This window comes from Nostoc sp. DSM 114161, from assembly GCF_052692665.1.
Window position 1 is genome coordinate 4862010 of the sequence record NZ_CP195141.1, and the last position, 14276, is coordinate 4876285.

Consider the following 14276-nt stretch of genomic DNA (forward strand, 5'->3'; position numbering starts at 1 on the left):
GACTTAATATTATGATGAATTATTCAGAAATCAACGATATTGAAATTTTACAATTCCTTCTAGAAGAGGAAGGAATTGAACTAGAAAAAGACCAGCTTTTAATTCTGCGCCGCAGCCTTACCCAAGCACCTGCTTCTTTTCAACAAAGACGCTTGTGGTTTCTTTATGAATTAGAACCTACATCTTCTGCTTATAATATTTGTTCTGTATTCAGTCTAAATGGAGATTTGCGGGTAGAGGCTTTGCAGCAAGCCTTTAAACAATTGCAGCAGCGACATGAAAGCCTGCGAACCACATTTATAGCAATTGATGGAGAACCCTGGCAACGGATTCATCCACATCCTTTAGCTGAAATTGTATTAGAAGATTGGAGTAAAAATACAAAAGAAACTGAAAAAATAATCTTAACAATAGCACATTCTGAAGCTGAATATACCTTTGATTTAGAAACAGGGCCATTGGTGCGATCGCGCCTTTTTCAGCTAGCATCAAAACAATACATACTCACCCTCACTCTTCATCATACCATTGCTGATGCTTGGTCAATTGGCGTTTTTTTACAAGAAATTGCTGTTCTTTACCAATTGGCTACTCAAAAAGATGAAACAGCACTCCCAGATTTAAAAATTCAATACGCCGATTATGCCTTATGGCAACAAGAAACATTTAATTATTTAGCTTTGCAAGATAGTCTTGCTTATTGGGAAAAACAACTAGCAGAATTACCAATTTTGCAATTTCCCATTGATTTTACTAGACCCCGCCTCCAATCATTTCGGGGAGATTTGGTGAAATTTTCTTTACCAATTTCTCTCACAAATGCTATTCGTACCTTCAGCCAAAAAGAAGGTATCACTTTATTTATGACCCTGATGGGTGCTTTCCAGGTTCTTTTAGCGCGTTACACCGGACAAGAGGATATACCAGTCGGTACTTCCATCGCTAATCGTCCGGGAATCGATGCTGAAAAACTCATTGGTTTTTTCGTCAATATGTTGGTGATTCGCACCGATTTATCAGACGAACCTAGTTTTCGCAAGCTGCTAAATAGAGTCAGAGAAACGGTACTAGAGGCTTTTGAACATACAGAAGTACCATTTGAAACCTTAGTAGACCGCTTGCATCTTGAACGGGATACTAGCCGCAACCCTTTATTTCAAATTGCGTTTACTTTATTAAATGCACCTAAGCCGCAATTTAGTACAGGTGATTTAGAAGTTTCCATATTAGCAACTCAAGAAGCGGCTCGTTTTGATTTAGAGTTGTTTATCACCGAAAGCGAAGAACAGCTAAATGGGGTTTTATCCTACAACGTAGATTTATTTAAAAGAGAAACTGTAGAAAGATTTGCACGTCATTTTTGCCAACTTCTAGAAAATTTAATAGCGCAACCGGATACACCCGTAAGCCGCTTACCTTTTCTGCTGACTGAAGAATTATCTCAATTAATTCCAGCTATACCTCGCCAAACTTTTCCCGTGCAATCTTGTTTACATGAAATATTTAGTCAACAAGCAAAGTTGCGTCCCCAACAAACAGCGTTAATATTTGAAAATGAAACTCTTACTTATGCACAATTAAATCATCGCGCTAACCAATTAGCACATCATTTAATTAATCTTGGTGTCAAACCAGAATCACGAGTGGGACTGTGGCTATCTCGTTCCTTGGATTTGGTCGCTTCTATTTTGGCGATTCTGAAAGTGGGTGGGGTTTATGTTCCCTTCGATCCCGATTATCCGAGCGATCGCATCGCTTATATGATTGAAGATAGTCAAGTTGCAGTTTTGCTTACCCACACCCAATTTAAAGAGCAAATTCCAACTCACCAAGCTACTGTTATATTTATTGATAATTGCGAAGCTGAACTAGCAAAATTACAAACAACAGAACCAAAAGTTTTAGTTCAGCCAGATAACGCAGCTTATATTATTTACACCTCCGGTTCCACAGGAAAACCCAAAGGAGTCGTTGTCGCCCATTGTCATGTTGTGCGTTTAATGTTGGCTACTGAAAAATGGTTCAACTTTAACGCCAAAGATGTGTGGACACTCTTTCATTCCTGCGCCTTTGATTTCTCCGTTTGGGAAATTTGGGGCGCTCTTTTCTTTGGTGGTCGTTTAGTAATTGTACCTTATTTAGTAAGTCGTTCTCCCGAAGAATTTTATAACTTGCTGTGCGATGCTAAAGTCACAGTTTTAAACCAAACCCCTTCAGCATTTAGACAATTAATGCAAGCGGAAGAAATACTTTGTCGGGAAGGAGAGCTAGAATTACGCTATGTAATTTTTGGTGGAGAAGCGCTTGATTTACCAAGTCTAGAACCTTGGTTTGAACGCCATGACGATCGGCTTCCGTTACTAGTAAATATGTACGGAATTACGGAAACCACCGTTCACGTTACCTACCGTCCGATTCGCTTAAGGGATGTAAAACAACGTCTTGGTAGTTTAATTGGCAAACCAATTCCCGATCTTTATTTATATATTTTAGATCGTCAATGCCAACCCGTTCCCATTGGGGTAGTTGGTGAAATGTATGTTGGTGGTGCGGGTGTGACTCGCGGTTATTTTAACCGTCCACAATTAACTGCAGAACGGATGATACCCAATCCATTTAACAATTCAAAACCAGAACGTCTCTACAAAACTGGTGATTTAGCTCGCTTCCTTGATAACGGCGAAATTGAATATATAGGACGCAACGATCGTCAAGTTAAAATTCGTGGCTTTCGCATCGAATTGGGAGAAATTGAAGGAGTTATCAAACGTCATCCAGGGGTGCGCGATGCTTTAGTAATTGTCCGGGAAGAAAGCAAAGAAAATGTGAGAATAGCCGCTTACATCGTTCCCAAAGATCAAATTTTAGACTATGAAACTTTGAAGCAGGAACAAACCCAAGAATGGCAATATACCTTTAACGAAACCTATCGTCATAATGAAACTGAAGCCAACGAAGCCTTTAACATCACTGGTTGGAATAGTAGTTACGATAATCAACCCATTGCCGCCGCTGATATGCGTCAATGGCTAAATAATACCCTGGCGCGAATCCAAGCACTCAAACCCCAACGGGTTCTAGAAATTGGCTGCGGTACGGGGATGATTTTATTGAATATTGCTACTCAGGTAAAATCGTATTGGGGAACTGATTTTTCCCAGGAAGCAATTAGCCGATTGACAAATATTATTCAAAATCGCTCGTGGAATCATGTAAATTTATTGACGCGAGAAGCCAGTGATTTTTCTCAAATTACTGATTTTGAATTCGATACTATTATTATTAATTCTGTAGCTCAATATTTCCCATCTATCGAGTATTTACAGCAGGTAATTGCAGGCGCTTTGGAAATATTAGCACCGGGAGGGAGTCTGTTTATTGGCGATAATCGTAATTTCTCACTTTTAAATTATTTTCATACCAGCGTTGCTTTTTATCAAGCTGATGACGAGACAAATAGGGAAAGTTTTAAAACCCAAGTTCGGCGGCTAGTAGAAACAGAAAATGAATTAGTAGTCGATCCAACTTTCTTCGTCAATCTGACCAAATTTTTCCCCAATTTAGAAGCGGTAGAAGTTCACTTAAAAGAGGAAAATAGCCACAATGAACTGACTAAATATCGTTATGATGTCGTCTTACACAAGTTAGGTGCGTCACCCAATGATGTTATAGAACCTGTTTGGAAAAATTGGGAAGCAGTTTTGCAATTAGACGATTTACGTCAGGAAATTATTAAATTAGGTGCAATTGGTTGGCGTGGAATTCCCAATGCACGTTTAATTAAAGATGAAGCAGTTTTACAGTGGATGGAGGGAAATGATACAAAAAATACAATTGGAAATTTACGCGAATCCATCGATAAAATTAACTTAAACCAAACAATCGATCCAGCAGATTTATCTGCTCTAGCTAAAGAGATAGGTTGTCAGTTAAGTATTAGCTACTCTCAAGATTTGAGTCCGAGTTATTTTGACGTTTGCTTCTATCCAACAACAGATGGAAAACGCCGCTCTCCAGTAATGCCAATTACTAGTATAGTCCCTACTCAAGCTACTAATTCTTACTGGATCGATCCGCTCAAAGGACGTTTTGCAAAAATGCTAATTTCCCAGTTAAAAGAAGAGGTACGGGAAGAATTACCAGAATATATGCGTCCGTCTTCCTTTGTTCTTCTAGAAAGCTTCCCGATGACTCCCAGTGGTAAACTGGATTGGCGTGCTTTACCTGCACCAGAGCGAGATCTAGCGCTTAGTAAACAAGCCTTTGTTCAAGCCACAACTCCCACCCAAGCAAGACTATGCACCCTCTGGCTTGATGTGCTAGACATTGATACCATCGGCGTAACAGACGATTTCTTCCATTTAGGAGGACATTCTCTTTTAGCAACTAAATTAGTTTCTCGAATTCGTGAAGAATTTAATTTAGCCTTACCGTTAAGAAAAGTTTTTGAACATTCAACGATCGCAGGTTTAGCTGCGGAAATTGAGCGCTTGACTGTGGTGAGCGATTCTACAAGTACGCTTCAAGACATTATTCCACAAATTACCCACCGAGAAAACTTACCGCTTTCTTTTTCTCAAGCACGACTCTGGTTTTTAGATTGGTTGGAACCGAATAATCCTGCTTACAATATTGCGATCGCATTTCGTTTGCATGGAGATTTAAATCAAAAGGCATTACACCGCAGTTTACAAGAAATAATTCAACGTCATGAAGTATTACGCACAACTTTTGAGACTAAGGACGGAGTTGCTATACAAGTTATTCATGAATCCGATGAAGTGCCGTTGACGCCGATAAATCTGAGCCATTTAGAACCGGAAAAGCAGGAAGAAGCAGTTAAAAAATTAATTAGAGAAGCAATTATTTCTCCCTTCAATCTTCGCACACTGCCTTTACTGCGCGTCCATCTCTATCAGTTAAATGAGGACGTTCATGTTTTTGTCTTAGTAATACACCATATTATTTCTGATGGTTGGTCATTGGGTTTAATGATTAAGGAATTATCCTTATCTTATGCAGCATTTTGCCAGGGTAATGCATCGCCTTTATCAGCTTTATCTCTACAATATGGAGAATTTGCCCATTGGCAACGAACAACTTTTGAGCAAACCCAACTACCTGCACAACTGGCTTATTGGAAAGCAAAACTTGGTGGAAAAATCCAAACTTTAGAGCTACCGACTGATTTTCCTCGTCCTGCGATCGCAGGTTATCAAGGCGCTACTGTATCTTTTACGATTAACAGAGAAGTGAGCGATCGCTTGCAGAAGTTATGCGAATCTCAAGGTGCTACCCTATTTATGGGATTGTTAGGGGTATTTAGCACCCTGTTAATGCGTTATTCGGGACAGCAGGATTTATTAATTGGTACGCCCATTGCTAACCGGAATCACAAACAAATTGAAGAACTAATTGGCTTTTTTGTCAATACTTTAGTCATCAGAACTGATTTAACTGGCAATCCTGATTTTAATACATTACTGTTGCGAATCAAAGAAGAAACGCTGCAAGCTTATGCCCATCAGGATGTACCCCTAGAAAAAATTGTTGAAGAACTACATCCAGAAAGAAATCTCAGCCATCATCCCTTATTCCAGGTGATGTTTGTTTTACAAAATGCCCCAATGGGCAACTTGGAATTACCTAATTTGAGCCTTATTCCCTTGGAATTGGAACAGGTGACCGCTAAGTTTGATTTAACTCTATTAATGATAGAGACAGAAGCAGGAATTCAGGGAACATGGGAATATAGAACTGATTTATTTAATGTAACAACAATTAACCGGATGGTGGGTCATTTTAAAACATTGCTAGAAAGTATTGTTGTTAATCCCAAACAGCGAATTACAGAGTTACCTATACTAACAGCAACTGAGCAAAATCAATTATTAATAAATTGGAATCAGACTCAAGTTGAGTATCCCCAAGATAAGTGCCTTCACCAATTATTTGAATTGCAGGTAGAGAAGACACCAGATGCAATAGCTGTGGTGTTTGAAAACGAAAATATGACTTATGAGGAGTTGAATAGACGGGCGAATAAATTGGCGCATTATCTGCATTCAGTAGGGGTAAAATCAGACGTACTGGTTGGTATTTGTGTTGAGCGATCGCTAGAAATGATAATTGCGTTGTTGGGTATTCTTAAAGCTGGTGGTGCTTATGTCCCAATCGATTCAGCTTATCCTCAAGAGCGGATAAATTTCATACTAGAAGATGCTCAAACACCAGTCTTATTAACTCAACAAAAACTACTAAAAAAAGTTGGTGTTCAAGACAATATACAGATTATTTGTTTAGATACTGGCTGGGAAATAATTACCCAAGAAAGTGCAGAAAATCCAGTTAATGAAATAGTAGCAGAAAACTTAGCCTATACCATTTACACATCTGGTTCCACAGGTAAGCCCAAGGGAGTAATGATCTCTCACCGCGCTATTTGCAATCATATGTTCTGGATCCAAGCAACATTTCCCATGACGGAAGCAGACAAACTGCTCCAGAAAACTCCCCTCAGTTTCGATCCTTCTGTCTGGGAAGTGTACGCACCATTGTTAGTAGGCGCACAGTTGGTTATAGCTCGGTCAGGAGGTCATCAGGATAGTGCTTATCTAATTAAACTTATTAACGAACAGAAAATTACTTTTGTTCAATTTGTTCCATCCTTACTACAAATGATTTTAGAACAAGGAGGAATTGAAACTTGTAATTCTCTAAAACACGTTTTCTGTGGGGGCGAAACTTTGCCAGTTTCTCTGCAAGAAGGTTTGTTTAGTAAACTAAAGGTCAACTTTCACAATCTCTATGGCCCAACTGAAGTTTGTATCAATACAACCTTCTCAACTTGTCAGCCTGGAATTAAGCAAAAAATTGTTCCAATTGGTCGCCCAATTTCTAACAACCAGATTTATATTCTCGATCAGAATTTGCAACCCGTTCCTATTGGTTTTCCTGGTGAACTGCACATTGGTGGCGCTGGACTGGCGCGGGGTTATTTAAACCGTTCAGAGTTAACCGCCGAAAAATTTATTCCCAATCCTTTTAATAATTCAAAATCAGAACACCTCTATAAAACAGGTGACTTAGCCCGTTATCTCCCTGATGGCAATATTGAATTTTTGGGGCGTATTGATAACCAAGTAAAAATTCGGGGTTTACGCATCGAATTAGGAGAAATTGAAGGGGTATTAAATCAACATCCAGATGTCCTCAATGCAGTGGTGATTACTTGTGCAGATTCAGTAGGAAGCCAATGCCTAGTTGCATACATTGTCCCCTCAACCGAGCAACTTACTTCTGTAAATCAGCTACGTACTTTCCTGAAAGAAAAATTACCTGATTACATGGTGCCTGCACACTTTTTTATCTTAGATTCTCTACCTTTAACACCTAATGGCAAAGTTGACCGAAAGGCACTATGTGCACTTAATTTTGAAAGAAATATCGACTCCAGCCAACAAATTCTGCCTCGGACAGCCTTAGAGCATAAATTAGTTCAAATCTGGGAAGAAATACTACAAGTTAACCCTATTGGCGTTACTGAAAACTTCTTTGACTTAGGTGGACATTCGCTATTAGCTATTCGGTTAATAGCAACAATTGAACAGCGGTTAGGATGTAATCTATCTGTTATTACTTTATTCCGGGAAGGTACAATAGAGAAGATGGCGGCTTTACTAGAGCAAGAGCGTTCAAGCAGTGATTTAGATGTTATAGTTCCTTTACAAACTAAGGGCTATTTACCCCCCTTATTTCTCGTACATCAAGCAGGTGGTTATGCCCTTTCCTACTCCATACTTGCTCAAGCTTTGGGTCAAGAACGTCCAGTTTATGCACTTCAGGCAAAAGGTTTAAATGGGAAACAACTGCCTTTAGATACTATCGAAGCAATGGCTGCTAGTTACTTAAAGGCAATTCGAGAAATCCTGCCTTTTGGCCCATATTTGCTAGGTGGTCACTCTTTGGGAGGACTGATTGCTTTCGACATGGCTTCCCAATTAGAAGCTAGGGGAGAACAGGTTGAGCATCTGTTAATTATCGATACCCATCCACCATTACCTACTTCAAAAATTAAGGCTTCTCTTGAAGATGATGCTGCTATTCTTTGCTTCATTGTTGAGCAAATCGGGCTGCATTTTTATAAAAATATAAGTGTTACTTGTGAGGAACTTTCGTCTTTAGGTAAAGCGGCTCAATTTAATTATGTACTGCAAATTTTGCAACACCACAAACTAATTCCTGCTGATTCGGGACGCAATATAATTTTCGGCTTACTCAACGTTTACAAAGCTAATTTGCACGCAAGTCTGCGTTATCAGCCACAACCCATTAAAGCTGCTATCTCACTGTTCAAAACTGCATCGTTAGCAGAACAGTTTCCAGATGACCCTACTGTGGCTTGGGGGCAATTAACCAAAGATCGAGTGCGCGTTTGTTTTGTAGCTGGTGAACATCAAACAGTTTTGAAAGAACCTCATGTCAGGAAACTTGCAGCAGAAATTGCAGAGATATTATCGCCGATTTCTCACAAAATCTGAAAAAAAGAGAACTCTTGCATAAATATTTTTTGATATGAAGGGTTATTTATTTCGCTACCAAAGTAAGTTCAAATAGCCAGAAAATGCTAAATTTTTCATATTAACTGAGGCTAAAGAATACAAAATCAAAAACTTGATATAGTGAATTGATTCAGCAATTAGTTAGCTGCTGAATTTTATTATTAGTTTTGTTTGATTTTAGGCTTTTAAAGCTAATTCATAATTGTAAATGTCGGCAATTAAATTAACGTGAGTTCGACGGATATAAAAGCCCAAAAAGCTTGCTAGGTATGAATTTGCTTAACTGGGCAGGCGAAGTGCGATCGCTAAGATTCATTGAGAATGGTGGTATTTCCTTGAGCATCCTGAAGTCCCCCCTGATAACAATCAGGCCGAACGAGCGCTGCGTTTAGCTGTGACAAAACGTAAAGTTAGTGGTGGTTCCCGTTCGATGGAACGGTTTCAACACACTGCTAATTTATTGACGGTGGTGCAGACTTGGCGCCGTCAAGGTAGATCTGTCATTAATTTTTTTGCACAGGCTCTAATTGCTGACTCTAATAATAGTCTGTCTCGCCCTTCTTTACTTCCCCAATATTAGACCTGAATCCTTACGTATTACAAAGCTTAAAAATCAGTATGAGCAAAACCAAAAGTCTTTGCAATCGGATCTCTCTTGAGTAACTAGCTTTATAAACTGACCTTGAATTTTCTTCCCTTGCCTCTTTCCAGATAGGATTTAGTGATGCTAGATTTCCCTTATTCGTAATGCATCGAGATAATTTATGAACAAGGGTGAATTAGTAGATAGTGTGGCAGCAAAAGCCAATATTACAAAGAAACAAGCCGATGAGGTGATATCAGCTTTTTTAGAAATTGTGACCGAAGCTGTAGCCAATGGAGAGAAGGTAATACCAATTCTGTATGAAGATGCGCCAAACTAGGTCAAACTTATAGATGGGTGCATTGAGTAACTTTGTGATGAGTCGTCCATTCCAAATTGAGATTTCAGAAAGCCAAGAAGAATTGGAGAAAGCTGTCAAACATGCCACCACGGCAAGCAGTAAAGAAAGATTACAAATGCTCTATTGGCTCAAGAGTGGTCAAGTTAGCAGCAGGCGATCGCTTGCAGAACGTTTAGGACGCTCTGGTAGCAACCATAACTCGTTGGGTAAGGAAGTATAAAGATCAAGGAACAAGGGGCTTGCTTGAAGTCAAACATGCACCCGGAAAAGCTCCGAGCATTATTGGTTCAGACTTAGAACGCTTGGAACAGCGGTTACAGGAGCCATCTGGGTTTACTAGCTATGGCCAAATTCAACAATGGCTCAAGAGCGAATTAGGGGTTTCACTTGCCTACAAAACAGTCTATGAAATTGTTCGCCAGCGTTTGGGTGCGAAGTTAAAAGTGCCTCGTCCTCAAAGTACCAAACAACACCCACAAAGTCTATCTCACTTTAAAAAAAACTGCCTTTAGCATTCAAATTCTTGCAGGAGGAATTTGGAGCGGGGAAACGATTGAGGTACTTGTGCGGAGCCGGAGACGCTCCGCCTCCGGTCAGGATGAAACACGTTTAGGATTAAAGACAATTGCAGGACGTTTGATTACAGCTAGAGGAGTTAAACCTGTAGGCTTAAGTCAATGGCAACGTGAAAATTTTTATTTATACGGAGTTGTAGAACCTCTAAGTGGATACAGCTTTTTCTATGAGTTCCCCTACCTGAATGCTGATTGTTTTCAACACTTTTTGAAGTTGCTATCTGCTGATCTTGGTGATGATATTGCGGTTATCCAGTTCGACCAAGGATCTTTCCACAAAGCTAAAGCTCTCGATATCCCAGATAACATTATCCCGATTTTTCAACCTCCTCACTCTCCTGAACTCAACCCAATTGAGCGGTTTTGGGAATTTCTCAAATCTCAACTCCAATGGGAAAATTGTAAAACTCTCACACAACTACAGCACAAGTTAACTGATGTCCTCAAAGAAATTACACCTTCGATGATTGCCTCTCTCACTTCTTACGACTTTATTCTTGAAGCCTTATTTAGCGCAGCTTCATAAAGAATTGGTATAACACTGGTTGGTTTTGGCTCGTTCGAGCGACGTGAACGTGCCGAGCGCGAAGGGCGTAATCCAAAAACCAAGGAGACAATCACAATTCCAGCGACTAGAGTACCTGCGTTTTCTGCTGGAAAGCTGTTTCGGGAAAAAGTAGCGCCTTAAGTTTCATCTATTCACGAAGAGTTGAAATCGTGTTAGTTCAATAATTGTTGTAGCTTTTGAGCAAACGTTGTCATAACCCCACTGGTATACAGTGGGTGGGTTAAGCGTGAAGTCAGAGTGGAGATGAAAAAAAAAGCGATCGCTCTTTGTCTATGGAAGCGCGTAGGCTAGCAAGCATCGAAAGTATCCCGGTCATTGTCTAAGCCATGAATGAAGATTAGCTGTATATGGTATGGAGCCGAGATACGACTAAAAACTTGCATTCCGGGTCTGGAAACCCTTGCCTTGTCTGGAATCGCGATCAAAAAATTTAAGGTCTGCAATAACCCTCTTGTGTCACTTTCCGAGTATTCTAAATAAAAGGAATAAAAGAAAAAGCTCTGGAAGGTAAGTAGAGCAATGGATGTAGAATTACAAATCCTCAAACATTTGGCAAGAGATCCTCACCCAACAGTTGCGATCGCTTGCCGCCCTTGGCATTGCTATTACCAAAACCTTTATCTTGCATACAGGGAGATAGTTTGAGCAGTTTAGCTTTCCTTTATGTTATTTTTTGGGCGTTTTTGGAACGTAAAGTTGGACATCCATTTTTAGAAGGTAAAGGTGGACAACCTGTCCAAAATCTTCTTCAAGTCACACCATAATCAAGCGATCGCGGTTGAATGTACTACTTGAATGACGCGGCTCTGACGAAACACATCGCCACAACGCCCTCTAAAGACCAACGCACCACAAACGCTGCTCTACAGAGTCTTGAGGCTATCTTAGTGCAGTTGACGAAAAATCGTTCTTGAGGTGCGATCGCGCGATCGCACCACTCACCGTTCATCTCTGAGCCACTCCAGCCCAGTCCTCCGTGCTGCTTCTGCGCTATAGTACAATTTTTGCTCCCCAAATACGCTAAGAGTGCGGCTAATCACGCGAAATTGCCAACACCCAGACAATTCGCAATTCGCTGCTTTTCGCAATTCGCAGTTATTAATTCATACTTACATAGCTTAGAGATTGACGTTTGTTGTGTGTTTTTTCTAGAAATAAATAAATTGAATGAGCAATTAATAGGACAGGTCTTGTAACTGAATAAAAGTATAGACTAGACTTATATTCAAAATAATTTAATTATTCAATTAATTGATACTAATGGTTTTTTAATTGCGAAAAGCAGCGAAAAGCAGCGAATTGCGAATTGGTATTAATGTTCTAATTCAATAATCCTTTGAAAAAGATAGCCCGAACCTCTAGCGGTCAAAATTAATTCTGGATTGTTCGGGTCATCTTCTAGCTTTCCCCTCAATCGGGAAATATGCACATCCACCACACGAGTATCTGCATGTTGTTCTGAGGTATAACCCCAGACGAAGTGCAAAATTTCTCTACGATCAAAGGACTTTCCTGAGTGGCTCACCAACAACTCTAGCAGGCTATATTCTATACCAGTTAGTCGAATTCGCTCACTTTCTTTGTAGACTTGCCGCTTATTTGTATCAATTTTCAGAAAGCCTACTTCAATCACTCCTGAATTGAGAACGCCAGCAGCACTTGTTTTGCTACCCCGTCGCCGCAATATCGAGCGAATTCGAGATTCTAGCTCTTTGGGGGAAAATGGTTTAGCTATGTAGTCATCTGCACCTAACTCCAGCCCAGTGATTCGGTCAGCAACGTCTGCCAGAGCTGTAAGCATGATAATTGGGACATCAGTCTGTTTGCGTAATTCCTGGCACACACCGTAACCGTCTAGCTTTGGCATCATCACATCCAAAACAATTAAGTCCGGGCTATGGGAGCGAAATACTACTAATGCCTCTTCGCCATCACCAGCCGTGACCACATCATAACCAATCATGGAAAGACGCGTTTCCAAAATCCGGCGAATACTTGTTTCGTCATCTACTACCAGGATTTTTTGTTTATGGCTTTCCAAATTGTTCAATGCTTCTGTGGGGCGATTGCTGTGTTTTTTATTCTGGTATTTATCCTATCAGAGCCTCTGTTGGAGAAAGCCTAACAAGAAAAGATTAACTTACCCCATCAACCCCAAATACCGATGAAAAGCCTCAACCGCATTTGCCACCCCATCCTCACCCCGAATCTTCTCACCTAACTCCTGGGCTTTAAACTGCATCCCCTCATTACCCAGTACAGCTTCAATCGCTGCCGCTAGAGTTTTCTCTGATACTTCCTTGTACGGTATCGGCGCAGGGCTGACTCCGAGTTGAGCTAACTTTTTTCCCCAAACTGGTTGGTCTGCAAAAAAGGGTAGGACGATTGAGGGTATCCCTGCTTTTAACACCGCCGCCGTTGTACCAGCACCGCCATGATGCACCATTGCTTTTACTTGCGGCAGCAGCCAGTCATGGGGAACATCGCTCATGGCAAACACTCGTAGCGAATCTTTGATATTGACTATCTTACCTACGTTCCCCCAGCCTGACAGTATGATGCCGCCTTGTCGCGTTTTCTTTAGAGCTTCTACGATGTAGTACGTTAAATATTCTGGGTTAGGCATGGTCATGCTGCTGAATCCAAAACACAAAGGAGCTTGTTTTCGCCCCAGAAAATCCAGCAGTTCATCAGGAGCTTCGTCTTCGTATTCGTCGGCACGGTCGATAAACCAGAACCCGGTCACCGAAGCCCACGCTGGCCAATCCCTTGGTCTTGGGATAACGTGCGAACTAAACCCATACAACACAGGGATTCGTGCTACGTTCGCCGGGGTTTTGGGTCTGAAGCGACTTCCAAAATATGGCAAGGGCGGCAATTTCAAAGTCTTGGTTCTAAACTCATTGAGCAGTTTTCGATACCTTTGCCAGTACAGGAACTCTGCAACAAAATAGCTGGCATAATTGATGACTTTCTTGAGCGGGTTTTTTGTTGTTCGAGCGAATCTCAAAAATCCAAACATCCCTGTGGGGGTCAGCGGCACAACTGATGCCATGAAGCAGGGGGCTTCTAATTTCTCCGCGATGTGGTATCCCCAGTTCGAGGGCGGCGTGTAGATGATTACTTCTGTTCCTTGACACGCAGCGATCGCTGAGTGCAACTGTTGACGCAATAGTTTTTCTTCATCTTCTAGCCTGAGTTTTTCCCCGGCAATCAATCGCTGTCCTTTTTTCGATTGCAGAAACTCTTCCATATTTGGGGCGATCGCTGCAAACTCTAAATCAAACTGTCTCACGAATGAGGAGAAGTTTTCGTTTGCTGCTACTGTTACTTCATGCCCCGCACGTTTCAAGCCAATGCCCAAAGCACAGTATGGTTGCACGTCGCCCACCGAACCTACTGTTAGGATCGTAATCTTCAGTTTTCGGTTGGGTGAGGTTGGTGAACTCTGGCTCAATTACTTTCCTTGGGGTGCAACTTCAGTTCTACTGATGAATTTTATCGGATTGGGGATGGCTGTGGGCGATCGCCCTTGCTTTGGTTTGTTGCCAATGTGTATTAATCTTCAGCAAATGTAAATTAGAATTTATTTAAGGTTTTAGCGATATACTCCTGACGCTGCCTAAAA

10 protein-coding genes and 2 pseudogenes are annotated in these 14276 nt (G+C 40.8%); 9 read left to right on the forward strand and 3 right to left on the reverse strand.

Features of this window, described 5'->3' with window-relative positions:
• The first annotated feature begins 11 nt into the window (after nt 1-11).
• The 8 genes and pseudogenes from NSTC745_RS20890 to NSTC745_RS20925 all read left to right on the forward strand — a co-directional run bounded on the left by NSTC745_RS20890 (nt 12) and on the right by NSTC745_RS20925 (nt 11293).
• Nucleotides 12-8540 carry an amino acid adenylation domain-containing protein gene (locus NSTC745_RS20890; RefSeq protein ID WP_445632648.1) on the forward strand — a complete coding sequence of 2843 codons (8529 nt, stop codon included), beginning with the start codon at nt 12-14 and terminating at the stop codon, nt 8538-8540.
• A gap of 340 nt (nt 8541-8880) precedes the next feature.
• Nucleotides 8881-9141: pseudogene (locus tag NSTC745_RS20895) on the forward strand (IS66 family transposase); the annotation flags it as partial.
• A 184-nt stretch (nt 9142-9325) separates the two neighbouring features.
• A complete protein-coding gene (locus tag NSTC745_RS20900) occupies nt 9326-9484 on the forward strand; it encodes an HU family DNA-binding protein (RefSeq protein ID WP_445632649.1) in 159 nt (52 codons plus the stop codon).
• A gap of 37 nt (nt 9485-9521) precedes the next feature.
• A complete protein-coding gene (locus tag NSTC745_RS20905) occupies nt 9522-9725 on the forward strand; it encodes a hypothetical protein (protein WP_445632650.1) in 204 nt (67 codons plus the stop codon).
• Between the two features lie 19 nt (nt 9726-9744).
• Complete coding sequence (locus NSTC745_RS20910) at nt 9745-10017, forward strand: winged helix-turn-helix domain-containing protein (RefSeq protein ID WP_445632651.1); 273 nt, start codon at nt 9745-9747, stop codon at nt 10015-10017.
• A gap of 52 nt (nt 10018-10069) precedes the next feature.
• Complete coding sequence (locus tag NSTC745_RS20915) at nt 10070-10606, forward strand: IS630 family transposase (RefSeq protein WP_445632652.1); 537 nt, start codon at nt 10070-10072, stop codon at nt 10604-10606.
• A 9-nt stretch (nt 10607-10615) separates the two neighbouring features.
• A pseudogene (locus NSTC745_RS20920) lies at nt 10616-10768 on the forward strand (HU family DNA-binding protein); the annotation flags it as partial.
• 399 nt (nt 10769-11167) lie between these two features.
• On the forward strand, nt 11168-11293 hold the full coding sequence (locus NSTC745_RS20925) for a hypothetical protein (protein WP_445638779.1): 126 nt from the start codon (nt 11168-11170) through the stop codon (nt 11291-11293).
• Between the two features lie 142 nt (nt 11294-11435).
• Here NSTC745_RS20925 and NSTC745_RS20930 read toward each other — a convergent pair whose 3' ends face one another.
• From NSTC745_RS20930 to NSTC745_RS20940, 3 genes are all read right to left on the reverse strand, one after another.
• Nucleotides 11436-11597, reverse strand: coding sequence for a hypothetical protein (locus NSTC745_RS20930; protein WP_445632653.1), 162 nt, complete (start codon nt 11595-11597; stop codon nt 11436-11438).
• A 363-nt stretch (nt 11598-11960) separates the two neighbouring features.
• Nucleotides 11961-12689, reverse strand: a complete 729-nt coding sequence (gene rpaB / locus NSTC745_RS20935; protein WP_445632654.1) for a response regulator transcription factor RpaB — start codon at nt 12687-12689, stop codon at nt 11961-11963.
• Between the two features lie 99 nt (nt 12690-12788).
• Entirely contained in the window at nt 12789-14030 is a 1242-nt protein-coding gene (locus NSTC745_RS20940; protein ID WP_445632655.1) for a glycosyltransferase, read from the reverse strand.
• Between NSTC745_RS20940 and NSTC745_RS20945 the strand changes: the two genes are divergently transcribed.
• Nucleotides 14005-14226, forward strand: a complete 222-nt coding sequence (locus NSTC745_RS20945) for a hypothetical protein (RefSeq protein WP_445632656.1) — start codon at nt 14005-14007, stop codon at nt 14224-14226. The genes NSTC745_RS20940 and NSTC745_RS20945 overlap by 26 nt on opposite strands.
• Nucleotides 14227-14276 lie beyond the last annotated feature (50 nt).